This is a genomic window from Pseudomonas sp. NPDC089392, from assembly GCF_044749595.1.
Taxonomy (GTDB): domain Bacteria; phylum Pseudomonadota; class Gammaproteobacteria; order Pseudomonadales; family Pseudomonadaceae; genus Aquipseudomonas.
Window position 1 is genome coordinate 212,397 of record NZ_JBIVIF010000002.1, and the last position, 25,902, is coordinate 238,298.

At 57.4% G+C, this 25,902-nt stretch carries 20 protein-coding genes; 13 read left to right on the plus strand and 7 right to left on the minus strand.

What is annotated here, in order from left to right; all coding sequences use genetic code 11:
• Nucleotides 1–4 precede the first annotated feature (4 nt).
• The 5 genes from ACIP1G_RS02885 (at nt 5) to ACIP1G_RS02905 (ending at nt 6,136) form a co-directional block, all read left to right on the plus strand.
• On the plus strand, nt 5–832 hold the full coding sequence (locus tag ACIP1G_RS02885; RefSeq protein ID WP_400733513.1) for an SDR family NAD(P)-dependent oxidoreductase: 828 nt from the start codon (nt 5–7) through the stop codon (nt 830–832).
• Nucleotides 833–911: 79 nt separating this feature from the next.
• On the plus strand, nt 912–2,408 hold the full coding sequence (locus ACIP1G_RS02890) for an aldehyde dehydrogenase family protein (protein ID WP_400733514.1): 1,497 nt from the start codon (nt 912–914) through the stop codon (nt 2,406–2,408).
• A gap of 94 nt (nt 2,409–2,502) precedes the next feature.
• The gene (locus tag ACIP1G_RS02895) at nt 2,503–4,044 is read left to right on the plus strand and encodes a carboxylesterase/lipase family protein (RefSeq protein WP_400733515.1); all 1,542 of its coding nucleotides are present in this window, start codon (nt 2,503–2,505) and stop codon (nt 4,042–4,044) included.
• A gap of 56 nt (nt 4,045–4,100) precedes the next feature.
• On the plus strand, nt 4,101–5,075 hold the full coding sequence (locus ACIP1G_RS02900; protein WP_400733516.1) for an NAD(P)H-dependent flavin oxidoreductase: 975 nt from the start codon (nt 4,101–4,103) through the stop codon (nt 5,073–5,075).
• A gap of 83 nt (nt 5,076–5,158) precedes the next feature.
• Nucleotides 5,159–6,136 (plus strand): NAD(P)H-dependent flavin oxidoreductase, encoded by a 978-nt coding sequence (locus ACIP1G_RS02905; protein WP_400733828.1) that lies wholly within the window; start codon nt 5,159–5,161, stop codon nt 6,134–6,136.
• Between the two features lie 27 nt (nt 6,137–6,163).
• Here the strand turns inward: ACIP1G_RS02905 and ACIP1G_RS02910 are convergent, their stop codons facing one another.
• On the minus strand, nt 6,164–6,979 hold the full coding sequence (locus tag ACIP1G_RS02910; RefSeq protein ID WP_400733517.1) for a metalloregulator ArsR/SmtB family transcription factor: 816 nt from the start codon (nt 6,977–6,979) through the stop codon (nt 6,164–6,166).
• A 201-nt stretch (nt 6,980–7,180) separates the two neighbouring features.
• Here ACIP1G_RS02910 and ACIP1G_RS02915 point away from each other — a divergent pair, with 201 nt between their 5' ends.
• The 3 genes from ACIP1G_RS02915 to ACIP1G_RS02925 are packed head-to-tail and all read left to right on the plus strand — an operon-like array spanning nt 7,181 to nt 11,039.
• A complete protein-coding gene (locus ACIP1G_RS02915; protein WP_400733519.1) occupies nt 7,181–8,539 on the plus strand; it encodes a hypothetical protein in 1,359 nt (452 codons plus the stop codon).
• The gene (locus tag ACIP1G_RS02920; RefSeq protein ID WP_400733521.1) at nt 8,536–9,942 is read left to right on the plus strand and encodes an acyl-CoA reductase; all 1,407 of its coding nucleotides are present in this window, start codon (nt 8,536–8,538) and stop codon (nt 9,940–9,942) included. Before ACIP1G_RS02915 ends, ACIP1G_RS02920 begins: the two co-directional genes overlap by 4 nt.
• An 8-nt stretch (nt 9,943–9,950) precedes the next feature.
• Entirely contained in the window at nt 9,951–11,039 is a 1,089-nt protein-coding gene (locus ACIP1G_RS02925) for an aldo/keto reductase (RefSeq protein WP_400733523.1), read from the plus strand.
• 37 nt (nt 11,040–11,076) lie between these two features.
• On the opposite strand, the gene ACIP1G_RS02930 is transcribed toward ACIP1G_RS02925, so the two are convergent.
• A complete protein-coding gene (locus ACIP1G_RS02930; protein WP_400733524.1) occupies nt 11,077–11,775 on the minus strand; it encodes a TetR/AcrR family transcriptional regulator in 699 nt (232 codons plus the stop codon).
• A 173-nt stretch (nt 11,776–11,948) separates the two neighbouring features.
• On the opposite strand from ACIP1G_RS02930, the gene ACIP1G_RS02935 reads away from it, so the two are divergent.
• The gene (locus tag ACIP1G_RS02935) at nt 11,949–13,088 is read left to right on the plus strand and encodes a hypothetical protein (RefSeq protein ID WP_400733526.1); all 1,140 of its coding nucleotides are present in this window, start codon (nt 11,949–11,951) and stop codon (nt 13,086–13,088) included.
• A 97-nt stretch (nt 13,089–13,185) separates the two neighbouring features.
• On the opposite strand, the gene ACIP1G_RS02940 is transcribed toward ACIP1G_RS02935, so the two are convergent.
• Entirely contained in the window at nt 13,186–14,154 is a 969-nt protein-coding gene (locus tag ACIP1G_RS02940; RefSeq protein ID WP_400733527.1) for an SDR family NAD(P)-dependent oxidoreductase, read from the minus strand.
• A 50-nt stretch (nt 14,155–14,204) separates the two neighbouring features.
• Complete coding sequence (locus ACIP1G_RS02945) at nt 14,205–15,137, minus strand: NADP-dependent oxidoreductase (RefSeq protein WP_400733528.1); 933 nt, start codon at nt 15,135–15,137, stop codon at nt 14,205–14,207.
• 225 nt (nt 15,138–15,362) lie between these two features.
• Here ACIP1G_RS02945 and ACIP1G_RS02950 point away from each other — a divergent pair, with 225 nt between their 5' ends.
• The 3 genes from ACIP1G_RS02950 to ACIP1G_RS02960 all read left to right on the plus strand — a co-directional run bounded on the left by ACIP1G_RS02950 (nt 15,363) and on the right by ACIP1G_RS02960 (nt 17,437).
• On the plus strand, nt 15,363–15,920 hold the full coding sequence (locus ACIP1G_RS02950) for a nuclear transport factor 2 family protein (protein WP_400733530.1): 558 nt from the start codon (nt 15,363–15,365) through the stop codon (nt 15,918–15,920).
• Between the two features lie 33 nt (nt 15,921–15,953).
• Complete coding sequence (locus tag ACIP1G_RS02955; RefSeq protein WP_400733531.1) at nt 15,954–16,793, plus strand: oxidoreductase; 840 nt, start codon at nt 15,954–15,956, stop codon at nt 16,791–16,793.
• 179 nt (nt 16,794–16,972) lie between these two features.
• A complete protein-coding gene (locus ACIP1G_RS02960) occupies nt 16,973–17,437 on the plus strand; it encodes a MarR family winged helix-turn-helix transcriptional regulator (protein WP_400733533.1) in 465 nt (154 codons plus the stop codon).
• Between the two features lie 245 nt (nt 17,438–17,682).
• Here ACIP1G_RS02960 and ACIP1G_RS02965 read toward each other — a convergent pair whose 3' ends face one another.
• The 3 genes from ACIP1G_RS02965 to ACIP1G_RS02975 all read right to left on the minus strand — a co-directional run bounded on the left by ACIP1G_RS02965 (nt 17,683) and on the right by ACIP1G_RS02975 (nt 22,564).
• Nucleotides 17,683–20,763, minus strand: coding sequence for an efflux RND transporter permease subunit (locus tag ACIP1G_RS02965; protein WP_400733535.1), 3,081 nt, complete (start codon nt 20,761–20,763; stop codon nt 17,683–17,685).
• A complete protein-coding gene (locus ACIP1G_RS02970) occupies nt 20,760–21,875 on the minus strand; it encodes an efflux RND transporter periplasmic adaptor subunit (protein WP_400733536.1) in 1,116 nt (371 codons plus the stop codon). The genes ACIP1G_RS02965 and ACIP1G_RS02970 overlap by 4 nt, the downstream gene beginning before the upstream one ends.
• Nucleotides 21,876–21,946: 71 nt before the next feature.
• The gene (locus tag ACIP1G_RS02975; RefSeq protein WP_400733538.1) at nt 21,947–22,564 is read right to left on the minus strand and encodes a TetR/AcrR family transcriptional regulator; all 618 of its coding nucleotides are present in this window, start codon (nt 22,562–22,564) and stop codon (nt 21,947–21,949) included.
• Nucleotides 22,565–25,466: 2,902 nt separating this feature from the next.
• Here ACIP1G_RS02975 and ACIP1G_RS02980 point away from each other — a divergent pair.
• Entirely contained in the window at nt 25,467–25,886 is a 420-nt protein-coding gene (locus tag ACIP1G_RS02980; protein WP_400733830.1) for a hypothetical protein, read from the plus strand.
• The last annotated feature ends 16 nt before the right edge of the window (nt 25,887–25,902 follow it).

Sequence of the window (25,902 nt, forward strand, 5' to 3'; positions counted from 1 at the left end):
AATAATGCCTCAACCCAAACAATACAACTCAACGATGGCCGGCAAGGTCGCAATCGTCACCGGCGCTGGCGCCGAAGGCGACGGCATTGGTATTGGTCGTGCAATTGCAGTCGTCCTCGCCGGCGAAGGGGCCAAAGTGTGCCTTGTGGACCTGGACGCTCAGCGCGCGCAAGACACGCTCAAGCAGATAGAAAGCATGGGCGCTGAAGCGTTCGTTATCAGCGCAAATGTCACTCTGCGTGATGACTGTGCCCGAATCGTCGAGGAAACCATGAGCCGTTATGGCCGTCTCGACATCCTGGTGAACAACGTGGGTGTGGCTACGCCGGTCGCTCTGGAGGCAGACGATGAAGATGCGTGGACGCGTGTGCTTAACATCAACTTGACCAGCGCGATGCTTATGAGTCGTTACTCGGTGCCTGCAATGACCCAGAACGGCGGGGGCTCGATCATCAACATTTCGTCGATTGCGGGCATACGCGCACACGGCAGTATTGCCTACGGTCCTTCGAAAGCTGCCATGGCAGCACTGGCACGCGAGCTGACGGTGCTGTATGGCCGTCAAGGCATTCGGGCCAACACAGTTGCACCTGGCCACGTACTCACCCCGCTGGCGATGTCGCTGCTACCCGAACAGATGCGAGTCAAACGGCGCAATGTCGGCCCACTGGGCATCGAGGGTGATGGCTGGGATGTCGCCATGGCCGTGCGCTTCCTGGCCAGTGACGAGGCGCGCTTCATCACCGGTGTGCACCTCCCGGTAGACGGCGGGGTTACCGAAATCGGCCCACTGTCTGCCCATGCATTGATCGAGGCTGGCGCAGCGCAATAGCGCCGACAGGGGTCAAGAAGGCTGTCGCGCAGGGCATCAACAGTCATTTAAGAACGGCACCGCGAAAGGAATTCCAACGATGAAATTCATCGCTCCAAACGCTGCGGCGCATGCAGCGATTGCCGCGACACTGCCTGAAGTCAAACTATTGATCGGTGAACAGGCCCTTGTTCGAGGGAGTGGTGGGACTTTCAGCCACTGTAACGCCGCCACAGGCGAGTTCCAGATGGACGTACCCCTAGCCGGCCGAGACGAAGTGGATAAGGCAGTGGCTGCTGCCCGTGCTGCGTACCCGGCATGGCGTCTCACGAAACCAGCGCATCGCCGGTCGATTCTCGACCGTTTTGCAGGCTTGATCGATCAGAACATTGAACGGTTTTCCCAGATTGCGGTGGTCGAAAACGGCATTCCAATCAGCACCATGGTCGATGGCATTGCACCTCGGGTCGCCAATTGGGTGCGCTACTACGCCGGCTGGTCGGACAAAATAGAAGGGCTGGTGACGGGGAGCAATGCAGGAGGAGGCCACTTCGAGTACACCGTGCCTGAGCCGTATGGTGTCGTGGGGCATATCATCACTTGGAATGCTCCCTTGTTGTCGTTGGCCATGAAGGTCCCGGCTGCTCTTGCGGCCGGCAATTGCGTTGTCATCAAACCGGCTGAGTTCACCCCGTTCAGCTCCCAGCTTTTCGCGGAGTTGGCCTTTGAAGCAGGTGTGCCGCCTGGGGTCATCAACGTATTGCCAGGTGGAGTGGCGGCGGGCGCAGCACTTGTGAGTCATCCAGGCATCGATAAGATTTCATTTACAGGCGGGCCCGCTGCGGCACGTGCAATCATGCGGTCGGCCTCGGATACCCTAAAGCCCTTGGTGTTCGAGCTAGGGGGCAAATCGGCGAATGTAGTGTTCCCCGATGTGGATATCGACGCCACCGCAGCGTACTGCGCTGCGTTTGGGTTGTCCAACAGTGGGCAGGGGTGTGCCTTACCTACACGCTTGATCATCCATGAGGCGATCTACGAGCGCTTTATCGATGCGCTTCAAACCACCATTGAACATATACCTTACGGCGACCCGCTCGACAAAGACGTGATCGTAGGGCCTTTGATCAATGCCAATGCCTGCGAGCGGGTGCAGGACATGATTGACGCCGCGCGTGCAAGCGGTGCGGGCCGGTTCTTGAATGAGACCACAACTGCAAATACCCCTGGTAATTTCATCCCGCCGACGTTGATTGCAGATGTCGACCCTTATGCCTCCATTGCGCAGAAGGAAGTTTTCGGCCCGGTGCTATGCGCCTTCAAGTTTCATGATGAGCAGGAAGCTTTGGCCCTTGCTAATGCCACTGAGTACGGCTTGGCCGCATACGTTCAGACCAACAACCTCAATACTGCCCAACGCCTGGTCGAACGCCTGCACGCTGGGACTGTATATGTCAATCGCGCGACTCCTGCACTCCATCCGGGCTTGCCTTTCGGCGGATTAGGGAATTCAGGCTTTGGTCGGGAGGGCGGCAAAGCTGGCTTGGATGAGTTCATACGCACCAAAGGTGTGGGTGTCGGTATTTCACCAAGCTGAGGAGCCCAAGCATTGCCCGCACGGTGGTTTCATGATTCTGAATGTCGCTCAAATCAAGACCAATTCATGATCCCGCACAGGGAAAGAGGGCGTTATGAAGGCCGCAGTTACAGAGCTGTTTGGGATCCGAAAAACTGACTCGGGCTACCTGCAGGGGGCGCGCGACGGAGAAATTTTAAGCTGGTTGGGAGTCCCGTATGCGCAGGCGGAGCGCTTCGGTCCGCCTCAACCTGTAACGCCTTGGGAAGGCACCAGGCCCGCGATAAATTTCGCCGCGCAGTGCCCTCAAAGGCGCGGCAGCGAAGCCAAGCGCGCTCAGGTGGAATCCCCCGACTATGGGGAAAACTGCCTCAACCTTAACATCTGGGCACCCGTAGGAAAAAGTTCAGAGCTCAAGCCCGTAATGGTCTGGATCCACGGAGGCGCCTTCCTGATCGGCGGAAGCAACCCCTACAACGGCGCAGAACTCGCGGCCCTCGGCGACATGCTGGTGGTAACCCTGAATTACCGCTTGGGCATCCTCGGATTCGCGAATTTCGCTGAGGCGTTTGACCTTCCTGAAATACCCTCCAACCTAGGACTTCGCGATCAGATCGCCGCTTTAGAGTGGATCCGCGATAACATTCAGGCATTTGGCGGTGATCCGACCCGCGTTACCGTTGCCGGTGAATCCGCAGGATCCGTTAGCGTGTCTTTGCTGATGCTTAGTTCGAAAGCCTGGCCACTGTTCCATGGCGCCATCATGCAAAGCGGGGCAGTGAATCTCATACAGGATCGTGAAAAAAGTCGGGGGATTGGACGTCGCTATGCGAAGTTACTTGGGCTTGAAACGGTAACGATTGATACCTTGCGTCAAGTTAGCCTTGAGCAATTGTTAGAAGCCCAGGCCGCGATCAACTCGCAAGAGCTGTACGCACTGCCTGCTAGCCCATGGTTCGATGGCGACTTGTTACCAGGTTCACTGGCAGAGGCACATGCGGCGCCTACCGCGCCGGTACCTCTGCTGGCCGGCGCCAACCTGGATGAGGCGCGCAGATTCGAAATTTTTCCAGGCAACAAACTGGTGCCCGTCCGCTGGCTAGATATGGAAAAGCTACTGCGTAGCCAGCTTCCTTCCGATCAGGTCGAGCGTATTCTGGCCAGCTATCCCCGAACACGGGAAGGCCAGAGTGCCTTAGCCTCGGATCTTAACTTCATACTGCCCACGCGGCATTTTGCCGAGCGCCACAGTGCAGTTAATCCTACCTGGTTCTACCGATTCGACTACCGCCATCCGCTGCTGGGAGCCTGTCATGCGCTCGAACTTGCATTCCTGTGGCCGGTGCGGGGGATCTTTGGCTTCCTGATCAGAGGCGGCCCGATGTGCGGCGCGCGAGGGGCGCTCGGCAATTCGATGAAAGCCAACTGGGCGCACTTCGTCAGGAGTGGTTGCCCTCTGCCTGGCTGGCCTCAATACACCACCAATACCCCGAACGTACGAATATTTGACTTGCGAGAATCAGTCATCAGCGCACCAGAGCCCGAACGTTACACGGCGTGGGCTGGGCGGGATGTAATGACGGGGTTATGGGAATCCATGCAGCTAACGACTGAGCGGCATAAGCATTGTTCGCCTCACGATAAGCTGATAAATTGAACGTCGTTCACATAAAAGAACGAATGCGTGATCAATTGTTCAGGAGACAGTGCTGCATGAAGACTGCAATTACCGAGCTGCTTGGCATCCGCTACCCGATCGTACAAGGGGGCATGATGTGGGTGGGGCGCGCTGAACTTGCCTCTGCTGTTTCCAATGCCGGCGGGCTAGGTATTCTGACCGCTCTTACTCAGCCGACACCGGATGCTTTGCGCGCCGAGATCGACCGGTGCCGAGGGCTGACAGATCAGCCGTTCGGGGTCAATTTGACGGTACTCCCGTCAGCCAACCCGCCACCCTATGCCGACTACCTGCAGGCCATTATCGACAGCGGGGTGAAGATCGTCGAAACCGCTGGTAATTGTCCTAAAGAGTTTTTTGATCGGCTAAAGGCGGCTGGCATCAAAATCCTGCACAAATGCACTTCGGTACGTCATGCACTGAGCGCGCAGCGCAACGGCGTCGATATCATCAGCATCGACAGTTTTGAATGCGCTGGGCATCCGGGCGAGGATGATGTTGGTGGATTGGTTCTGATACCGGCAGCGGTCAAAGCCCTGACTATACCTGTGATTGCATCCGGCGGCATTGCTGACGGGTACGGCCTGGCGGCTGCGCTTGTACTGGGCGCCCAGGGGGTCAACATGGGTACCCGATTCATGCTTACCCAAGAAGCGCCCATCCATTCCAATATCAAGGAATCGGTTGTTCAAGGCAGCGAGCGTGACACGGTGGTTATTTTCCGCACGTTGAAAAACAGTGGTCGGGTCTTCCGTAACGAGATTTCCGAACAAGTGGTGGCGATCGAGCGTCGGCCGGGTGGTTGCACGTTCGAGGATGTCCGGCCCTTGGTAGTGGGTGCTCGAGGACGCGCGACTCTTGAGTCGGGGAGCGTCAACGATGGCTTGGTGTGGGCAAGCCAGGCGATTGGGTTGATGAATGACATTCCAACGTGCAAGGACTTGCTCGAGCGCATGATCGGGGAATGCCGCAAGCAGCTTGCTCAAGCATCCCTCTTTGCGTCGGCGTGAACGGCCCCCCCTAGGCAGTGACCGTGCTCAGCTCATCAGAGTAGCGGTTCGCGGTCACTGCACTTCAGATCCGATCTCTTGGAATTGCTATGTTCAAGACCAGAATCACAGAACTCTTCGGTATTGATTACCCTTTGATTCAGGGCGGCATGCGCTTCGTTTCGCGTGCAGAGCTTGTAGCAGCAGTTGCGAACGCCGGCGGGCTTGGCTTTCTGTCCGCCCACAGCTTCCCTTCACCTGGTGCCTTGCGAGAGGAAATCGAGAAGGTTCGCAGCCTCACCGACAACCCATTCGGCGTCAACCTTACGATCTTGTCTAAACTCAGCGTCAAGCCTGAGGACAGCGCCAAAGTGATTCTGGACGCTGGCGTGACATGCGTGGAAACGGCAGGTGGCAATCCCGCGTACTTTATTGCCGCTTTCAAGGAAGCAGGGATCAAGGTACTTCACAAATGTACTGCCGTGCGTTTTGCCCTGAAGGCACAGCAGCTCGGTGCAGACGCAGTGAGCTTGACCGGGTTTGAAGCGGCCGGGCATCCGGGCGAGGACCAAGTGCCCAGTATGGTGCTGGTCCCAGCGGCGGTCGACCAACTGACTATCCCTGTGGTAGCCAATGGCGGATTCGCTGACGGCCGTGGTTTAGTGGCTGCATTGGCATTGGGTGCAGAAGGGATAGCCATGGGAACGCGGTTTTTGATGACCCGTGAGTCACCGATGCCCGAAGCAGTCAAAGCCCGGTATCTGTCGGCGACGGAGCGTGATACCACGCTGATCTGCCGCAGCATCGGCGACTCCACCCGTGTGCTGAAAAATGCACTGACCGATCAGATTCTGGAGCTGGAGCGGGCAGGGGCGGACCACGACCAACTGATGACCTTGGCGAGCAGCCAGCGCTGGGTAAGTGCGGTGGAGCGTGGCGACGCGGATGATGGCGCCTACGCAGCCGGTATGGGGGCAGGCCTGATCCATGACATCCCGAGCTGCGATACGCTTGTGCAAACCATCATTGCTGGTGCCCGTGCAATCATTAATGAGCGGCTGCAGCGCTATGTAGAGCGCTGAGGCGTCTGACCTTCCCGAAACCGGCAGTCAGGTTTCGGGAAGGGAATCCAGCAGGCTCTCCAAAACGCTGTCCAGGCCCTCGCGCTGCGTCGGCGAAAGCGCGTTGAACCCGACGTAGCTGTGAGTGAACTGCTCGTGGCTGATCGCCTCGAAGGTGCGGGCGCCCGCCGCCGTCAAGCGCACTTTTACCGACCGACGATCCTGTTCGGCATGCGTGCGCTCAATCAAACCTGCCTGTTCAAGACGATTCAGGCGCTTGGCGATGCCCGTCACGGATATCAGCGAATGCCGACCTAATTCGGTCGGCGTGCAGGTGCTGTCATTCCCGAGCCTTTTCAAAGTGCCCAAGATCATCGCTTCGCCAACATTCAGCTGGTAAGCGGCTGCGGTGCGGGCGAGCAGACGCTCCATACGGTGACCCGCCACATAAAACCGCCCGGCCAATGAGACGGTTTGAGCGTCGACCTCGTCGTTCACGGCTGACCAATTCAATGCCCTCGACTCGCCTCGTTCCTGAAGGACAGATGGGGCACTTTTCGCATCCGCGTCGCCTGGCGGCGGGGCAACGAGCGACAGCGCATAATCGCTTAATCCCTTGAGCGCCCCCTGCGATTCGTTCATCACCGCATAAATGCGCTGCTGGCCCCGCTTGGCTTGTTGCACCAATCCCGCGGCCTTGAGCACCTTGAGGTGCTGCGACACCGCTGACCGTGACACTGGCACCTGCTGTGCCAACGCGGCCACATGGCTTGGAGCCTGGGCGAGGATTTCCAACAAGGTGCGCCGGGTGGGATCAGCCAGAGCAACAAATACAGCTTGGAGACACTCAGATCGGTTAGTCATAACTAACTAATAAATCTCGAAGGTATGTGCTCCATACATTATCAGCAGTGCTTGATACTGGCCAATTCTATTTCTCATGCGGGCTTTTCCCGTAAAGACAGCGCATTTTGTGCCGTTGACGCAGAGAAAAAACCGGTATATTAATTTCTACTGGAAAACAAAACGCCGTTCACATAAAAGAACAACACTGTGAGGTAAGCAATGAGTCCCGTACGTAAGCAATTGTTGTCGCACATACTCGACCCCGACAGCGCGTTCGATCAGCCGCCGGCTAAGGTGCATGAGATGCAGGTCCAGGCTGCCCAAGAGCTGTTCCAGGAACGTATTGAGCAGATACCGCTCCTGCGTCACCGGGCCGAGGAAGCCGGGATCACCCGCATCGACAGCCTCGAACAGCTGGTGCCCCTACTTTTCTCACACACGGTTTACAAGTCCTACCCGCAGTCCTTCATCGATAACAATCGTTGGGACCGGATGCTGCAGTGGCTGCAAACGCTATCGGTTGCTGACGTCAGCAATGTCAACGTGGACGGCGTGCGCGATGTTGATGAATGGCTTGAGCGCCTGTATGAAGCTGGCCATCGCCCATTGGCCACCAGCGGCTCGAGTGGCAAGTGCTCATTTCTCAACCACACGGCCGGCGACCAGGAAAACAAGGCGCTGCATTACAAGCATGCCACGGCCTGGCCATTTGCGAAGGCAGAGCCAAATCGTGCGTTGTTCTGGTTGGGCCCGATCAAGGGGTACAACAGCGCTATCGAATCGGCGCAGATCGGCCGCGTTAATTGGGGGCGGCCGGGCGCCATGTTTGCTCTGACTGAAGAGCCGCTGCTGATCAGTGAAGTGAGCCGTGCTGCGGCAATGCGCAAAGCCATCGCCGAGGGCACAGCGCTACCTGAAGAAATCCAGGCGTTTGAAGCCTCAGCACGGGTGAAAGCGCAGGAGGGCGCAGCGGCCATGCGCCTGCTTGCCGAGAAAATCCTCGACCACCGCCATGAACCGATCATGGTCAGTGGCCTTTGGGCCCAACACATGATGATTATCCAGTGCGCGCGCGAGCGCGGTATCGGCGACGGTGAATTCCACCCTGGGGCCATTATTCAGGCGGGTGGCGGTATCAAAGGCGTCGCACTGCCTGAAGACTACAAAGAGCAAGTGGAACGCTTCTACGGCAACGTCATCCGCCCGGCGGCCTATGGCATGACTGAAATGGCCCAGCTGATGCCCCGCTGTGAGGCCGGGCGCTACCATCGCGCCCCTGGCTTGATCTGGTTGATTACCGATGAGCCGGGGGAGCGCTTGCTGACGCCAGCGGATGCCGATGAAAACGGCAGGGTCGAAGGCCGATTTGCATTCCTTGACCTGCTGTTCGAAGGGCGCTGGGGGGGCGTGATCACCGGCGACAAAGTGACCGTCGACTTCTCTGATCAGTGCGCTTGCGGGCGCCACGGCCCTACCTTGCTCGACAACATCACGCGTTTTAGCCAGATTGGCCAGGACGACCATATCGGGTGCGCGGGTACGCTCGATGCCTACATTCGCGGAGCGCTTGCAGAATGACTACTTCCTCAGTTGCACAACCCGCATCCGAAGCGGTTGCTGTATGCCATATCATCAAAGGCGATGTGGTAGTAGGCGCCGAGTCGGTGCATGGTCCTGCTCAGGCGCGCTTCGCGACCCCTCGAATTGACCTCGATCAGTTGGTATGGACACGGGACAAGCCTGGCCCGGCCTTCGATACCCCAGTCAGCGAGATCATTGATGTATTGGAACAGACCGGCCAGTGGCTCAAGGCAGACCCTGAAGGGCTGGTAGCCCAAGCCTTGGAGAACTCCCTCAAAACAGGGCCGTTGCCGCGGCATATCATGGAGTTTTCCTATGAAAATATTTCAGCGCCGTTCAATCGGGCGGGGCTGGAATTTCAGATCCGCACTGAACTCGGCGGCGCGGATGTGCTCGACGGCTGGCGCGAGATCAAGGATTCGCCCAGTGGCCGCCAGAGCCGTATACGCGCATTTCCACCCAGGTTGATCCATATCGTTGCAGGTAACGCCCCGGGCGTTTCTGCATTGACGGTTGTACGTGGAGCACTGACCAAGGGCGTCCACCTGCTCAAGCTGCCTTCCAACGACCTGTTCACCGCGCCGGCTATTTTGCGGGCCATGGCGAGCGTGGCACCTGGGCATCCGCTGACGCGCTCGTTCTCGGCAGTGTACTGGCGAGGAGGCGATGAGCAGGTCGAGCGTGCACTGTTCAGGCCGCAGTTCTTCGACAAGGTGGTCGCTTGGGGCGGGGATAGCGCCATCCGCAGTGTCAGCAAGTACATTGGCCCTGGTTTTGAACTGGTGTCGTTCGATCCTAAAACCTCGATTTCGATGATTGGCCGGGAGGTGTTCGATTCACCAGAAACGCTGGCTGCAGTTGCCGACAAGGCAGCGTTTGATGTCACCCTCATGAACCAGCAGGCTTGCGCCTCCAGCCGCTTTCAGTTTGTCGAAGGCACGACCGAGCAAGTCGACCGGTACTGCGCACTGTTGCAGCAGCGCATGAATGTCGACCGACCTATGGCTTCGGCTATTGGGCCGCGAGTGCCAGCAGAGCTGCGTGACGAGATCGACGGTTTGCGGATGCTCGAGCCCGCCTACCGGGTGTGGGGTGGGTACGGCGGGGAGGGCGTGGTTATCCGTTCACACGATCCCGTTGACTTCCACCCTGATGGCAAGATCGTCAATGTCGTGCAGGTCCAGGACCTGCAAGATGCGATACGGCACGTGAACATCGCCACCCAGACGGTGGGTGTCTATCCAACGGAACGCAAAGCACTGCTGCGCGACCGGTTGGCAGGGGCGGGGGCGCAGCGGGTGGTGAATATCGGCGGCTCTGCTGGCATTGAGGCCGGGTTGCCTCATGACGGTTTCAATCCCCTGCAGCGCTTTGTCCGCTGGGTTAACGACGAGGGCTGAGCAGCTGCATGCGCAGCTATGACGCCGCTGCGCGCGGCGTCACTCCATTCACACGACTCAGCTCAGTGAGGGTAGGTATGCATTATCAACGACTAGGTCGCTCTGGTTTAAGGGTGTCGGAACTCTGCCTAGGAACAATGACCTTTGGCGCTAGGCAATGGGGCACCTCGGAGCAGGATGCTGGCCCGATTTACAAAATGTTCCGCGATGCGGGCGGCAACTTTTTCGACACGGCAAACGAAATCTATTCAGAAGGGCGCTCGGAGGAGATTCTAGGCAGACTGGTCAAAGGGCACCGAGATGAAGCGGTTATCGCCAGCAAATACAGCTTTCATGTGCCTGGGACAGGCAACCCCAACATTGCCGGCAACCATCGCAAAAGCCTGAAACGCTCCGTCGAGGCAAGCCTGCGCCGGTTGGACTCTGACTACATCGATGTCCTTTGGACCCACTGCTGGGACGGCATTACGCCCGTCGAGGAAGTGATGCGTGCACTCGACGACCTGGTGCGGGAGGGCAAGATCCTGCATGTCGGTGTTTCCAATACACCAGCTTGGGTCGTCGCGCAATCCAACACTTTAGCCGAGCTGCGAGGTTGGACTTCGTTTATTGGCCTGCAGATCGAATACAACCTGATCGAGCGCGCCGCTGAACGTGAGTTACTGCCCATGGCTGCTGCCCTAGGCTTGTCCGTTTGCGCCTGGTCGCCACTGGCCAGTGGCATTCTCAGCGGCAAGTACGGCGATCCACTCGACACGCAAAGCAAGCGTCTAGACACTTTCCAGCTCAAACCTCTGGATGAACGAAGTCTCGCCATTGCCCGAGGGGTAAGTGCGCTTGCCACTCGATTGGAAAGGCATCCGGTCCACGTGGCTTTGAACTGGCTGCGGGCCAAGAAAGGCGTGATACCGCTATTGGGCGCCAGAACCCTGGAGCAGCTAAGCGATAACCTGGCATGCCTGGATTTTCAGCTTGATGCGGAGCAGGTGGCATCACTGGACACACTCAGCGCCGTCGAACTGGGGTACCCCCATGACTTCATCAAGCGCACCCAGGGCATTGTCCTTGGTGGCTTTGAAGGGAAGATCAAACCGTAACAATGGTAAAAAGGAGCCGGCCAGCGGCTCTGTGGGTCTACACCGAATCCTGCTGGGGTCGCAGATAAATGCCGTACAGCATCAAATCTATGGCCTTTTGCAGATAGGCGTTCATCATCGCCGCATCACCCTTGGCAATCGGGTTCGCCAGTAATTCCCGCCTAGGCTGAGTTACGAGAATGTCGAAGACGATCGAGGCGGCGATCTGAATGGATTCCTCCTCGATCTCACCTCTATCGGCAGCCCCGCGCAGTAGAGACTCGATCAACGAAAGTCGACCTTTCTGAATGGTACCGGATACGCGCTGGTAGACATCGGGTATCCGGTATTGGACCAAGGCGATCAAGCGTTCCAGGCCGATCACCTCATGGCGCAGCGAAATCTGCATCATCTCGCCACCCAGAAAAAGCAGCTGATCCCGAAGCGCCCCATCGGGTATCGCAGTCGAGATCGGGGTGATCAACCTCTCGATACCATATTCAATCGCGTCCACCAATAGCGTTTCGCGGTCCTTGAAGCGTGTATACAGCGTGCGCTTGGATACCTGTGCCTCCTGGGCAATTTCGCTCAGGGTCACGCCATCAAGCCCATGCTGGCAGTAGGCACGCAGAGCCACTTCCAGGAGGTGATTGCGTAACTGCGCGGCGACCTCGCGGCTGGGCCGTCCACCTTTGCTGGAGCGCCCTTCAAGCAAGCCAGTAGCTTGCTGGTTCTCTTCTGTAGCTGCTCGTTTCAAACCTGTATCCCTTCAAATGTCGCCAATGATAGGCAAGCTATTCATGCATTAACGGAACTCATGAGTATACTTTACGATGATGAGCCTGTAGATTCCCAATCTGCTACCTCTGCTTGTCGCCTGAGACTGACGACAGCCCGACCCCGATGCACGATAAGCGAAAAGGACTGATAATGAGCGATGAATACAATTCCAAGTACACGTCCATCAAGCATTCCCATGCCGCGATAACCCTTGACGATGAGGGAACCCATTTCGAATCACTGTCCAAACCCTCTACCGAGACCGACTTCTGGGAAGAAACGGCGTTAGGTGTGGTCGGCCAGGCTGGCGATAATGATGTACTTCTGTGGGCCGCGGGTTATGCGTTGTCGGGCAATGGCGAAGGCATCTGGGGCGAAGGCCTGAGCGCAGAACGGGAGATTCAGCTCATCGTAGTGCCGCGGGCACAACGAGGCACGATGAGCGACAACAACTTCCTGCGCGTGGGCTGGACGCCGACAGAGCGCTTGTCGATGGAGCAACTGAAGGTGACCCGCACCGATGATAAAGTCACGTGGGATTTCAACGGCCTGCGCTTTGAGGCAGCCCCTCCGCTCTGGGCGTTGAAAGGGGAGGCGGGCGGCGCCCAGTTTGACCTCGCCTATGAACAAAACGGCACGCCACTCTGGAACTGGGGGCCGTTCAGCAACGCCGCTCAAGCGGATCGTGCTGGCTACGACACCTTCGTGAACGTCAATGGCTCGATCAAGCTACCTGAACAGACGCTGGAGCTTACCAACGCTTACGGCGTGCGCGAGCACATTCTGACTGGCCAGATGAACGACCCGGTCAAGAACCTTCCGGCGCCCAACTGGATGTGGTGGCTTTACACCATCGATGGCGACGTGAAGGTTAATTTCTTCCAGGTCAATGACGGCATGCAGCTCGGCTTCGTCAAGTACGGCGAACATGAACAGGTCAATATTGCATCGCATGGTGATGCGGGCTCGATCCGCTTTCAAGTGACAGAGAAATGGGAAGACCCGCGCACCGGTATGAACCTGCCGGTCAAATGGAGGCTGGACATGGAGCGTGAGGGATGCAAGGTTGCCGTTGATATCGCTGCTCATGGTCGAGCGTACAGCCACTGGCCGACTGCGCATGGGACACGCATGTACTGCTACTTGTTGTCGACCATGAGCGGCACAGTCGAATTGCCTGACGGCCGAACGATTGAGTTGCACCAGCACCTGACTGTAAATTCATTCTGCCGCACGGTCCTGACGGCTACTGAGTCTATCTCAGGAGCTGCTGCCAAGAAGCCTGTCTGATCGAGAAAATCAAAAGGCGATTGACTCGGTGAGTCGATCGCCTTTTGAGCGTTTACATGATTAACAACCAGGGGCGAGGCCAGAGTAAGCGGCAGCGTTAGCGACCTACAGCGCGATCGCGTTTAGCAGCCGCCAATGCTTCTGCAAATTCGGGGTTGACCGAGGCGATACCGGCCGATAGTTTCGCGCCCGATTGATCGGAGCTCTTTGGCACTGCGTAACCCGACTCATCGAGAATACGCGGCAACGCCTCGAGCAAGCCCTCCGGCGACATCGTATCGAGTGTGAAAGATGCGCCGGCAGTCTCACCTACAAATACGCGCGCAACGAACCCGCCGCCGCAATGAAACATTTCGCCATTGACAGGGCAATCGGTATGCGCGAGCAACAGCACCAGATTGCTGACCATTACCGGGGGCGCGAAGCGTTCCATGAGCGAAGGTATACCCTGAGCTTTGGACTGGTCGGTGAACGCTACAGGGCCTACCAAATTGACCTTGATACCTTGCCGGTCACCTTCGGTCGCAAGCACCTTGGTCATGCCGATGAGTGCGCTTTTGGCCACGCTGTAGGCTTGATCGCGGCGACGACCAAACATCCCGGCGCCTGACCCCGTCATGACGATGCGGCCGTGTCCATGACGCTGCATATGCGGCCAGACAGCATGGGTAACGTTCCAGCCCCCGGTAACATTCACGCGCATGATGCGTTCAAGGTCAGCCACACGGGTTGATTCGAATGGGCCAAGGTCAGCGTAGGTGCTGGCGTTATGGATCAGCATGTCAATCCTGCCCCATTGCGCGATAACCCCATTCACCATCTCTTCAACTTGGGCACTGTCACCGATATCGCAGCAAGCCACCATGGCTTGGCCGCCTGCGGCCCGAATTTCTGCCACCACTGAATCGGCCGGGCCCGTATTGCCACCGTGTTCGCCGCGCCCATCCACGCCGTAGTCATTTACCACGACGAAAGCCCCGCGCTCAGCGAGTGAAATGGCATGCTGTCGGCCTATGCCGCGCCCTGCGCCGGTAATGAGCGCGACTTGCCCATCGAATCTCAACATCGTGTTGTTCCCCTCAGTTGATTGCGGACGGAAATGGGTTTGCCAAGCAGTCAGTCTACAGTCAGCACAATTTTGCCTCTTGCCCTGCCGGACTCACTCCTTGCATGCGCCTGACTTGCTTGTGCCAAGGGGAGGACCTGGTCAATGATAGGTGTGAGCACACCGTCGTCCAACAGCGAGGCAAGCTTGGCGATACGTTTGCCATTTGCCGCGACCTCGACCAACGCCGTACGCACCCTCATCTGTTCTGCAAGCACAGCGTCGACCCCTGGCGGTTGCAGGGTTACGATCAGGCCATCGGTGCGCAGGACTCCCATCGATTTGACTTGGGTTTCGCCGCCCAAAGCGTCTAGGACAATGTCGATGTCTTTCACGGTGCTGGCGAAGTCAGCCATTCGGTAATCGATTACCTGGTCAGCACCCAACGAACGTACGAGTTCGACGTTGCCTGTAGAGGTGGTTGCTATGACTTCAGTACCGGCAAGCTTGGCCAACTGAACCGCATACACGCCTACGCCTCCGGATGCTGCATGAATGAGGACTCGCTGGCCCCGCTTGAGCTCGGCGTGGTCGAACAAGGCGCTCCAGGCCGTCAGCGCGGCCAGCGGCACGGCGGCTGCCTGAACGTGGCTCAACCGCTTTGGCTTTAAGGCAATTGCATCACTGCGCACGGCAATGTACTGGGCATAGCTTCCGCCCACCTGGACGTCCCGCATGCCGAATACTTCATCGCCTGGCTTGAAACCATGGACGCCTGGAGCGACCTGCTCGACCGTTCCGGAAAAATCCGCTCCGGGTATGAAGGGCAGGGTCAGGTTTACGAAATCCTTGAACCAGCCGGCGCGGAACTTGTAGTCGGCTGGATTGACGCCTGCGGCCTTGATCCGCACAAGGACTTCGCCTGCACAAAGATCCGGAGCTGGTACGTCATCCAGCACCAGCAGGTCAGGGCCACCGTAGTGGTGGAAGCGGATGGCTTTCATTCCATGTCCCCTCATTAGGCCCGGGGTCATCGACCGTCCGGTAGTTAATTGTCATCCGGTCTCACTGCGGACGCATCCGACTGCGTTCGCCAGCAGAAAGCAGAGGCGAACGCGGGACAAGGGTGCTATTGTTGCTGTGTTCCGTTATGCGCCCTATGTTCCGATATTCGCACGATAAGATTCATTGGTGAAGCGAATTTTCATCAACAAAAATAAGGATGAGCCATGAACAGCACAGCCATAGCCCCCGAACTGCAGGAACTGATTGACCGACAGAAAATCCATGACTGCATCGTTCGGTATTGCAGCGGCGTGGACCGGTTTGACCGGGAGATGGTGAGAGGCGTTTACCATTTTGATGCCATGGATGACCACGGGGCCTTTGTCGGGCCAGTCGAAGCGTTCATTGATTGGGCTTTCGCCTATCACTCGAAATACCAACACACCCACAAACACTACGTCCTCAACCACCGTTGCGAGCTCGATGGAAATACGGCACATACCGAAACCTATTGGATATTCTCGGGCAAGAACCAGATAGGGCCAGGGCTGACCCTGAGCGGCGGTCGGTACATCGACCGTTTCGAGAAGCGCGATGGGCGCTGGGCAATCGCTGCGCGTAAATGCGTCATTGAATGGAACGGTGCACTAGGCGAATTTCCCATGCCTCAGGAAGCACTTGACGCATTCGCAGCAACGGGCATCGCTTCTCGGGATAAAAACGATCCTTCCTACGAGCGTCCGCTATGTGTGACGCGCTCCAGCACAGTCTTGCCATTCTGAAGGCCCATCTCGTCCAACAATAGGGGTTATCCGATGTCTTTGAAGCGCAACTGGTTGATCACGGGTGTTTCAAGCGGGCTGGGCGAAGCACTGGCCAAGGCTGTGTTGGCGCGCGGCGAGGTCGTTATTGGCACATTGCGCCAGCCTGGGCAAATGGCGGCGTTCGAGGCCCTGGCACCTGGGCGTGCCCATGCGCTGGAGTTGGACCTGCGCAACTTTTCGCAGGTGTTGGAGCGTGTTACCGAAATCCAGCAACAGTTCGGCGGGGTCGATGTATTGGTGAACAACGCTGGCTATGGCCTTGCCGGTGCGCTGGAGGAGGTTAGCGAGCGCGAAGCCCGTGAGCAGATGGAAACAAACTTCTTCGGGGCCCTTGCGGCCACCCAGGCTGTGTTGTCATCGATGCGCGCCAAGGGCTGGGGGCATGTGGTGAATATCACCTCAATGGCTGGCTTCATGGGCATCCCAGGCATGCCGATTTACAGTGCCTCGAAATTTGCCCTGGAGGGGCTCGGCGCGGCCTTGGCAGCCGAAGCAGGGCCGCTGGGGATCCGAGTCACCAATGTCGAGCCTGGAGCCCTGCGCACGCGATGGGCCTCAGGTAATGCAATCGTTCGCTCGCAACGGGTAATCGAGGATTACCAGCGTACGGCAGGTGCCGTCCGTAGCGGGCTGGAGAAGATGGATGGCCACCAGGATGGCGATCCGGCAAAAGCGGCCTTGGCGATTCTTGCTGCAGTCGACGCAGAAAACCCGCCCCTGCATCTTCCGGTTCATCCTACTGCCTTTAGCACCTACAAATCGATCCTGAAGGCTACAGACGAACAGTTGGATAAATGGCGCGATGTCAGCGAGAACATCTTGTACGACTGATACCTGGACAGGTGCTGCTCAAACGCTGATTGCATCGTAACGTATATCTGCGGTTGCAAGGTGTTGCGCTATCGGGGCCGCTCTCGTGGCCCAGATGGCACCGGCAGTGCTGAAAGGATCAAGACCAGGCTGCCGAATCGTTATGCAGCGCGAATATTCACCTTTACCAGGATTGCTGAGTGAACGTAAATCCTACTTCTGAATTTCCGGTAGAGTTGGCTAGGGTTACCAAGCATTGGCGAGCCGCGCTCGACCAGAGGTTGGCTAAAATCGGGCTAAGTCAAGCACGGATGCAAGTCCTTGGGTATGTTCAGCAGTTTCCTATGCTGGCGCAGCAGCATGTGGCCAGAGGTTTAGGTATTGAAGGGTCCACGCTGGTCGCCCTGTTGCAGCAACTCGAGAAGGACGGCTTGGTTGAGCGTCGTGCGAACGCCAATGATAGCCGTGCCAGGCATGCTTTTTTGAGTGCGGCTGGGAAACTGCGATACGAGCAGGCTGAGGCCATATACCTGGAGTATTATCAATTGGCGATGGTCGGTGTGTCGCAACGCGAAATTGAATGCTTAAATAAAACTTATCAAAAATTACTCATGCATTTAAATATGCCTTCTGAATTCACTTCAAAAATAAATGCTACTCGGTAATCTGCACGACCTAGCCTGCGGACTTCATCCGTAAGGGCAAGAGTGAGCGACATGGAGCTTCATGGCACCCAGGCTACGGCTTCGCTTCTAGCGCGTGAATCAAATGTGGCACGGGCCCAATCAAGCAGATGCTTCTCGATTGCAGGGTATCTCTTACGCCCGATTTTTGAGTTAAACACGCTTGAGCGCGAAGGAAATCAGCTACCGCGTATGTTTCAGTAATGTTCATAATTTTCGGCAAGCTTTTAAGGCGTGCACGCGCGCGAATCCTTTTCACTCCCAATACCGAACCAGATGGCATACATGGCCGGCAGGAAAACCAAGGTCAGCACCGTCCCGGCGAAAGTGCCGCCAATCAGGGTATAGGCGAGCGTGCCCCAGAATATCGAGTGGGTCAGCGGGATAAACGCCAGGATCGCCGCCAACGCGGTGAGGATCACCGGCCTGGCGCGCTGCACCGTGGCTTCAACCACAGCGCGGAACGGATCGAGGCCGGCTTGTTCGTTCTGGCGGATCTGCCCGATCAGAATCAGCGTGTTGCGCATGAGGATGCCAGAGAGTGCGATCAGCCCCACCAGCGCATTGATACCGAATGGCTGCTGGAACAGGATCAGCGTCGGCACCACGCCGATCAGCCCCAGCGGGCTGGTAAGAAAAACCATGACCATCGCCGCGATCGAACGTACCTGCAGGATGATGATGATAAGCGTAACGGCCAGCATGATTGGGAACAGCGGCAGCATGGCCTTGCTGGCCTTGCCCGATTCCTCGATGGAGCCCGCCTGCTCGATACGATAGCCGCTCGGAAGCTTGTCGATGATTGGTTGCAACTGCTGACTGATAACGTCCGACACGTCTGGCGGCTGCAGGCCCTCGGCGATATCTCCGCGTACAGTGATGGTTGGTAGACGGTCGCGCCAGCGCATGATCGGTTCCTCCATGCGTACCTTCGCTTCACCCACCTGTGACAAAGGAATACGCTGGCCGTTGGCACCGGCCAAAGTAAAGTCCATCACCCGAGCCGGGTCCAAGCGAATATCGCCCGCGGCACGCGCCATAACCTGCACTGTGCGAATGTCTTCGCGCACGTCGGTAATGGGCACACCGCTGAGCAGAAACTGTAGTTGCTGCGCGACTGAGCGGGAGGTTAGTCCCACCGCTTGCAAGCGATCCTGCTGCAGGTTGAAGTGCAGCGTGGGAACGCGGGTGCCCCAGTCGGTATTGATCGTGCGCATCAGCGAGCTGGCGTCCAACACCTTTTGCACTTGGACGGCGATTTCCCGCAGACGCAATGGGTCTGGGCCTATTACCCGATAGGCCACCGGGTATGGCGAGTATGGGCCAAACACCAACTGAGTGACGCGCACCTGCGCCTCGTTCGCCAGCCCATCGGCAATCGCCTTGCGCAGCCGGTGCTTGAGCGCCTCGCGCTCCTCCGGGTTCTCGGTGCGTACGACGATCTTGGTAAATGACGGATCCGGCAGTTCCGGGCTCATGGCCATGAAGAAGCGCGGTGCGCCTTGGCCTATGTAAGCAGTGACAATCTTGGCTTCATCTTGCTGCGCCAACCAGGCTTCGACTTTTTCTGCTGCGGCACTTGTTTGAAGGATCGAGGTTCCGTAAGGCATCTGTAACTCAACCATGACTTCGGGACGGTCGGAGATGGGGAAGAACTGTTTCTTGACCAGTACCATGCCGAACACGGCCATCATGAACAGTCCGATCACGGAACCTGCGATCAGCCACTTGTGAGCGATCACACGGCCCAGCATCTGTCGAAAGCGGTCATAGCGCGGACTAACGTAGATGGCGTCGTGGCCGCCTTCGACCTTCTTGATCGCCGGCAGCAGCTTGACGCCGAAGTAAGGAGTGAAGATCACCGCGACCAACCAGGAAGCAATCAGAGCGATGCCGACGATCCAGAACATGTTGCTGGTGTATTCGCCAGCTGTGGAACGGGCGAAGCCGTTGGGCATGAAGCCGACTGCAGTGACCAGGGTGCCGGAAAGCATCGGTGCCGCTGTGTGGCTCCAGGCATAGGCGGAGGCACGCAGGCGGTCGTAGCCTTCCTCCATCTTCACCACCATCATCTCGATGGCGATGATGGCGTCATCCACCAGCAGGCCAAGGGCCAGGATCAGCGAGCCCAGCGTGATGCGGTCAAAGTTCTTCCCGGTAGCGGCCATTACCACGAAGACCATGGCCAGGGTGAGCGGCACTGCCACCGCGACCACCACGCCGACGCGCCAGCCCATACTGACAAAGCACACCAGCATGACCACCAAAAGCGCGACGAAGAACTTGATCATGAATTCATCGACTGACGCGCTGATGTTGACGGCTTGGTCTGTGACCTTGGTCAGGCTCATACCCAGAGGCAATTCACCGTTGATCTGCCGCACTTCGGCATTCAAAGCCCTACCCAGGTCAAGTCCGTTCCAGCCTTCACGCATGATGATGCCGAGCAACAGGGCCGGTTCGCCGCCGTTGCGAATCAGGAAGGTGGCCGGGTCTTCATAGCCGCGCGTGACGGTGGCGACATCGGAAAGCTTCAGGGTGCGGCCCTGGGCGATGATTGGGGTGTCGCGTATTTTCTGCAACTCGTCGAAGGCACCGTCGAGACGTAGGAACACCTCCGGGCCACGGGTTTCGACTGAGCCAGCCGGGGTAAGAGCGTTCTGCCCATTGAGCGCGGCGAAAACCTCCTCCGGTCCGATGCCCAAGGTGGCCAGACGCTCGTGGGAGAACTCGACGAAGATGCGCTCAGCCTGCTCCCCGATGATGTTGACCTTCTTCACGCCCGGCACATGCAGCAGTCGCTGTCGCAAGGCCTCGGCGTCGCGGACGAGGCGGCGTTGCGGCTCTCCCTTGGCCTTGAGCGCGAAAAGGGCGAAGGTTACATCCGAATATTCGTCGTTCACCAGTGGCCCGATCACACCAGCAGGCAAGTTCTTAGTCTCGTCGCTGATCTTCTTGCGGGCTTGGTAGAACTCCTCGGGCACCTCTGATGGCGGCGTGGTATCGAGCAGCGATAGCGTGGTGAAGGCCAGGCCAGGACGCGTATAGGTTTCGCTGCGATCGTACCAACGCAGTTCCTGAAGGCGCTTCTCGATTTTCTCGGCGACCTGATCGTGCATTTCTTGCGCGGTGGCACCAGGCCAGGCGGTGACTATCGTCATTACCTTGATCGTGAAGGCCGGGTCTTCAGCGCGCCCGAGCTTGAAGAAGGCGGCCAGACCCGCCAGGGAGATCAGGCAGACCAGGAACAGGGTGACGGAGCGCTCGCGTACGGCAAGCGCGGAAAGGTTGAATCGACCTTCGATCATGGCTGGCCTTCCTCGACCGCCGCTACAGTCGCTGGCTTGGCCAGGCGTACAGATTGGCCGTCGCGTAGAAGGTGGCTACCCAAGGCTACGATTTTATCCCCTGGTTTGATCGCGCCGGTAATGCGCGCGGTTTCGTCATCTATCAAGTGGACGGTAACTGGCGTCCACCTTACCTGCGCCGGCTCTCCGTTAATCATCCATATGCCAGGCCCCTTGCCAGCGTCGAACAGTGCTGCGATCGGTACTTGTACCTCATTGTCAGGGCCGGTTTGCGGATCGCTGATCTGCAAGGTGATGGTTGTGCCCAGTGGGGCATCGGCGATTTCGCCATCAAGCACGTAGCGCGCCTCGAAGGTCCGGGTAAGGCGATCTGCAACGTCCGACAGCTGGCGCAAATGGGTGGTGACACTGACATCGTGCCTGCCGAAGAGCGTGGCCTGGGCGGCGGACCCGATCGCCGGGCGCAGGGTTTCTGGCAGTTGCACCAGCGCTTCCCGTGGACCTGCATGCGCCACCCGCACCACGGTCTGGCCGGCGTTGACCACCTGGCCGGGTTCGGCCAAGGTTTCCATGACGATGCCGTCTGCATCAGCGAGTAATTCGGCATAGCGGGTCGCATTGTCGGCCACTTTGGCCTGAGCGTCGGTCGCGTTCAATTGTGCGCGTGCAGAATCAGCAGCCGCCTTGTATTGGTCGTAAGTCGAAGCGGATACCGCACCGGTGCCGCGCAGAGCGCGATAGCGCATCTCGTCATCGCTCGTCTGTTGAGCCCTGGCCCGCGCCGCAGTTACGGCCTCGCGCTGGGCATGAGCGGCGAGTTGCAGGTCGACAGGGTCCAGACGGAGCAGCACTTGCCCACGCTTGACCGTCTGGCCAGTGTCCACCAATCGCTGCAGCACCTTACCGGACACACGAAAACCTAAATCGCTCTGCACCCTGGCCGTGACGACGCCGGTGAAGGCGCGGGTGGACGCGGCCGACGATTTGGTCGTAGTGAAACGCACCAGAGGCGCATTGGTGCGAGGATCGGGAGGTGTCTGGTCACTGCAGGCAACCAGCGCAAACGGCATCACGCCGATCAAGGTGAACAGAAAAAGGTTGCGCCGGCGCATGAGTAGCCCGTAGTGAGGTATGAGATGACCTCACTTTGGGTCTTGTGACTAAATTAGTCAGTAGTCACTAATCAGGGGGCCAAGCTTCGCAGGATCTGGCTGGAGAGGAGGGCACGCGCCTCATCAGTAGTGTCGAGTCCATGCTGGAGCAGGAGCGGGTTGAAATAGGGCCGCATAATCAGGTGAATTGCCCTGGTGGTTTCGTCGAGCGGGGTCTTGCGCTCAAAATCTCCGCTCTGTCTACCCAGAACCAGGATTTCACGGATGCTCTGCTCGATGAAACCCTCATGGATGAGCGTTACCGGCCAGCGCTCAGAGGCGGCGGACGCGGCGATATCGTAAAGCTTGCGATCCTGGAAGAGCAGCCGTAGGCAGGCCTCGATCATCACCTTGAGCATTCGGCGCAGCTTCTCCGGGGGGCTATCTGCTTCAGCAATGGCGGCACTCACTTCCGAGTGAATCTGCTTCAGGCAGTTAGAGCAAATCATCTCGCCGATAGCTTGCTTGGACTCGAAAAATTTGTATATGTACGCCTTGGAAAAGCCTATAGCTTTGGCTAAGTCCGAAACCGTGGTCTTCTCATAGCCATAGAGGCGGAAGTGCTCGGTCGCCGCTGCGATGATCTGATCTCGGACTTCATGATCCACCGGACCGCGTGCGGTAATTCTGGGAGAGGATGTCTTGTTCATGAGGGCATAGCCTACAGAGCAGCACCGTGATGGACAATGAGTAACCAGCACGTATTCTGGTCACCATGTGCGCTACTCGGCAACGCCATGTCTATCAAGCTTTCTGATGAGCCCACCAAACTGCTTTCTTCAAAACCACAACTTGGATACCGCTTTTGGGTTCAGTGGCAGCCATGCAGGGCGACCAAGATGCGCTTCAGAAGCTATCGAGCCGCATTGTTCCCCAGCTGAAGGGGGTAACCATGGAGCGCTGGTACCCGCGCATCGGATCACAAACACTCACGGGCTCGAGGACGACCTTGTATTCGGTAGGCGTTTCTCGGGCGATCTCAGACTTTCGCAAAACACCGGAGGAGGAGGTCAGCGCTTCATTGCACCTGCCAGAACACGGCGCGGAGCAGACGGAATTCGAGTGGCACAACACGGCGTGGGAAGTGCTGGTCGCTATCTCTGCCAGGATGCACCGTCATCCGTTGCCCACGTGGTATCTCCAGAAGTGTGCTGCTAACCAAACCATTCCGTGAGCCGGCCAGAAGCCGTTGAGCAAATTGGTGCTTGCGAGAGGGGGGGCGCAAAAGGAGTACAAATGTTCCCACCAAACTGCTGAGCCGGCTCTACATAGCGAAGCGCGGATTTCATGTCGCGCCGGGCCACCTACTCCATCAGCGTTTTGATGTCCCAGCCCGACCTTGCGGCCACGTGGCAAAACAAGTACACAGGAGCTAAATGACGCACGCATGGAGGCGATAGCGGCCCACCAGCGTGAAGCAGGGCTAATGATCAGCTGAAACTCAAGGAAGCAGAGCTTGAGGGCCTTCATCACACCCTCAACCAGCATAAAGACGGTAAGCGAAACGCTGCGAGATTGCAGCTTGGATTTTCAAGGTCAACTCACCAAGGAGCAGGATTAATGCAGTTGAAGGCAGATTTCGTGGCAGATTGGACGGCTGAGCTGAAAAGGATCATGGAGCAGGACTGGTCAATGGATCTCAGGCGGACTCCAGATAAGGACATCTGCGTCTTGTTTCACCATGCAGGCAAACGCCGAATCGAGCCTCGGCCCCGTCAGGTAGTGCTGGCAAACACCTTCTAGGCAAGCGCGGTCATCAGGCCAGTTGGCCTGTAAGGCACTAAAGGCAACGATCTTGAAGATTGTTCGAACGCGGGGCAGGGTGGACGGCTATTTGGACTTCCGAACGAGCCTTCTACGCTATTCCAAGCCGGATGAGCCGCCTTTCGGCCCTAATGAAGTCGCAAGCTCCCTAATTCCTTTGAGATAGCGGCGAAGCCATTGCTCTTTAGCTGTCTGTCATCGATCAGATCTTGAGTAACAGCACGGCACCAACATGCTAGATGCGCAGCCCGTAAATGCGCTCAGTTCCGCATTAAATTTTCGGGATGATGCTTTGGAGCACCAAGCAGACTGTCTCATCCTGCAAAGCTCTCAGGTATCTTTGTGGCACCTCAATGCCAGCTAGAGCAGCCCAGCTCAAGCGCTCCTGATCTGGCAAAGGCCTCGTATTGCCACGACATCTGACTCAAGGGTGAAGCGCTTGCAATAGTTTTTAGAGCGAACCAATTCTTTGGCAGATGCTCCATAAGCCATGAAAGCCAGGGGATAGGTAGGTCTGGTGGGTGGGCCAATTAATTTTCAACGCTTACAACGGGATCCTGACAGAGACCTGAGCGCCTGCGGCATAATCAGTAATTTAACATAATATGCATTATGCGTGAGTCTATATATGGTCACCAATCCGTGAGTGAGGCACATTTCGACCAGGCTATGGCCTGTGGTCTGGATTTTTAGCCTCGATTTGTCGTTGGCTGACTACGGCAGTCATCAGAAGTAATTTGTAGGTCCTTCCCGGAGCGAAATCTTGGCCAGCGGGAATCTGCCGCGTGGCTCATGATTTTCTTGCCGCCACCGCTGTGCTGGTCTACGGTAGCCATACGGTACATCTCAACATCGTTTGCTTGACGTGGCGGCTTAACCTGCACGCGTTCAACGCTTCAAGTGCTGGCCAGAACATCCGTGAGGTCACTAAACGTGAACAGCGTCCTGCAGCTTCTGGTACGCGCACGGTAAACAGATCGTAGCAAGTTGTCCCTGTGGGCGCTGAGGGCTGCGAGCAATGTGGCACTGATTTGATGCGTGCCGGGGAAAATATTCTAGCGCGATGCGCATGAGGTCTGCTGCCGATCAAGCTCGCCAGCCAACTTCAGGTTAGCCACTTTCAACTGGGGTGCGCTCCAGAGTGAACGCCAGGCTCTGTCTGAAAAGCCTTGAAACTCGGTGATGCTGCGTTGAAAACAGCGTTTGAATGCTCATTTACAACCCGTAAAGTCAGCCGCGACCTTGGCCGTTGCTCGGTTGTTTTCGCCTTGTCTGACCTTAGTTGCAAGACTTTTCACACAGAGCCTAGGTTTCAAGGCCTATTTCTGGGGCTTATAAACTAGTTATGCAGCCAGTAATTTGGTACGGCGCTGCAAGGCATGTTAATGTAGCTCGGAAGATTAGCCTCCATGCCTTGTGGCACAACGTATGCGCTGTATTGCGATCAGGGATTGTTTACGGGGGTTATCTGCTCCGCCTAAATTCTTAGGATTTAAACTACCCCTACTCCAGTCACGCCTAAGTGCGATTGTGCACTAACTATACTAAATGACTATTTAGTGTAGTTATTACTGAGCAGCTCGCGAACATTGGCGAGAAGTTCGCCGTTATGCCCTTCACATATCCGAAGATTTCCAGGCCCGGATATCAATAAGCGTTGTGTGCAGAGCTACCTGACACGCTGTCGTCCACACCTCGGCTTGACGCCCCTGCCCTCGCCCCATGAATCGCACGCCAACGGCGCGAGTTGGCGGTATCCTGAAGCTACTCTCACGCGGGACACAGATCATGCTCAGGTCGATGCTGTTGCTCGTAATCACGGCAGTTGCTGGTTGTCAGGCGCCCCTGCCAACCGCCAACTCACAAATGGCCTGGGTCGATCTCTCGGTGCCATTCCCCAATGACAGGCTATTGATGGCCGAACGCCTGGATAAAGAGCGTTTGCGCGACGGGCGCTTTTTCCAGGTCAGCCCAGGTAGCCATGTGCTGCTCGTGCGCTTCGACTATGAAGTGGGCGGTGGTGGCGGCACGAGTTTGATGGGCGGCACCACTGTTCGCGAGTGCTACCTGACCATTCCATACGCGTATTTCAAAGCGGGCGAGCGTTACTTGCTGGAGGCTCGCTCGATGGCCCTGACACCGGAGGCACGCTTGTACAATGCCAAGCGCGAGGTGGTGGCAGAGGTCAGCGAATTCTATTGCTTGTAATCATCGCTGCCGGCGC

Coding starts and splice junctions, on each gene's coding strand:
- ACIP1G_RS02885 (WP_400733513.1), top strand. CDS start 5: ATGCCTCAACCCAAACAATACAACTCAACGATGGCCGGCAAGGTCGCA.
- ACIP1G_RS02890 (WP_400733514.1), top strand. CDS start 912: ATGAAATTCATCGCTCCAAACGCTGCGGCGCATGCAGCGATTGCCGCG.
- ACIP1G_RS02895 (WP_400733515.1), top strand. CDS start 2,503: ATGAAGGCCGCAGTTACAGAGCTGTTTGGGATCCGAAAAACTGACTCG.
- ACIP1G_RS02900 (WP_400733516.1), top strand. CDS start 4,101: ATGAAGACTGCAATTACCGAGCTGCTTGGCATCCGCTACCCGATCGTA.
- ACIP1G_RS02910 (WP_400733517.1), bottom strand. CDS start 6,979: ATGACTAACCGATCTGAGTGTCTCCAAGCTGTATTTGTTGCTCTGGCT.
- ACIP1G_RS02915 (WP_400733519.1), top strand. CDS start 7,181: ATGAGTCCCGTACGTAAGCAATTGTTGTCGCACATACTCGACCCCGAC.
- ACIP1G_RS02920 (WP_400733521.1), top strand. CDS start 8,536: ATGACTACTTCCTCAGTTGCACAACCCGCATCCGAAGCGGTTGCTGTA.
- ACIP1G_RS02925 (WP_400733523.1), top strand. CDS start 9,951: ATGCGCAGCTATGACGCCGCTGCGCGCGGCGTCACTCCATTCACACGA.
- ACIP1G_RS02935 (WP_400733526.1), top strand. CDS start 11,949: ATGAGCGATGAATACAATTCCAAGTACACGTCCATCAAGCATTCCCAT.
- ACIP1G_RS02940 (WP_400733527.1), bottom strand. CDS start 14,154: ATGTTGAGATTCGATGGGCAAGTCGCGCTCATTACCGGCGCAGGGCGC.
- ACIP1G_RS02945 (WP_400733528.1), bottom strand. CDS start 15,137: ATGAAAGCCATCCGCTTCCACCACTACGGTGGCCCTGACCTGCTGGTG.
- ACIP1G_RS02950 (WP_400733530.1), top strand. CDS start 15,363: ATGAACAGCACAGCCATAGCCCCCGAACTGCAGGAACTGATTGACCGA.
- ACIP1G_RS02955 (WP_400733531.1), top strand. CDS start 15,954: ATGTCTTTGAAGCGCAACTGGTTGATCACGGGTGTTTCAAGCGGGCTG.
- ACIP1G_RS02965 (WP_400733535.1), bottom strand. CDS start 20,763: ATGATCGAAGGTCGATTCAACCTTTCCGCGCTTGCCGTACGCGAGCGC.
- ACIP1G_RS02970 (WP_400733536.1), bottom strand. CDS start 21,875: ATGCGCCGGCGCAACCTTTTTCTGTTCACCTTGATCGGCGTGATGCCG.
- ACIP1G_RS02975 (WP_400733538.1), bottom strand. CDS start 22,564: ATGAACAAGACATCCTCTCCCAGAATTACCGCACGCGGTCCGGTGGAT.
- ACIP1G_RS02980 (WP_400733830.1), top strand. CDS start 25,467: ATGCTCAGGTCGATGCTGTTGCTCGTAATCACGGCAGTTGCTGGTTGT.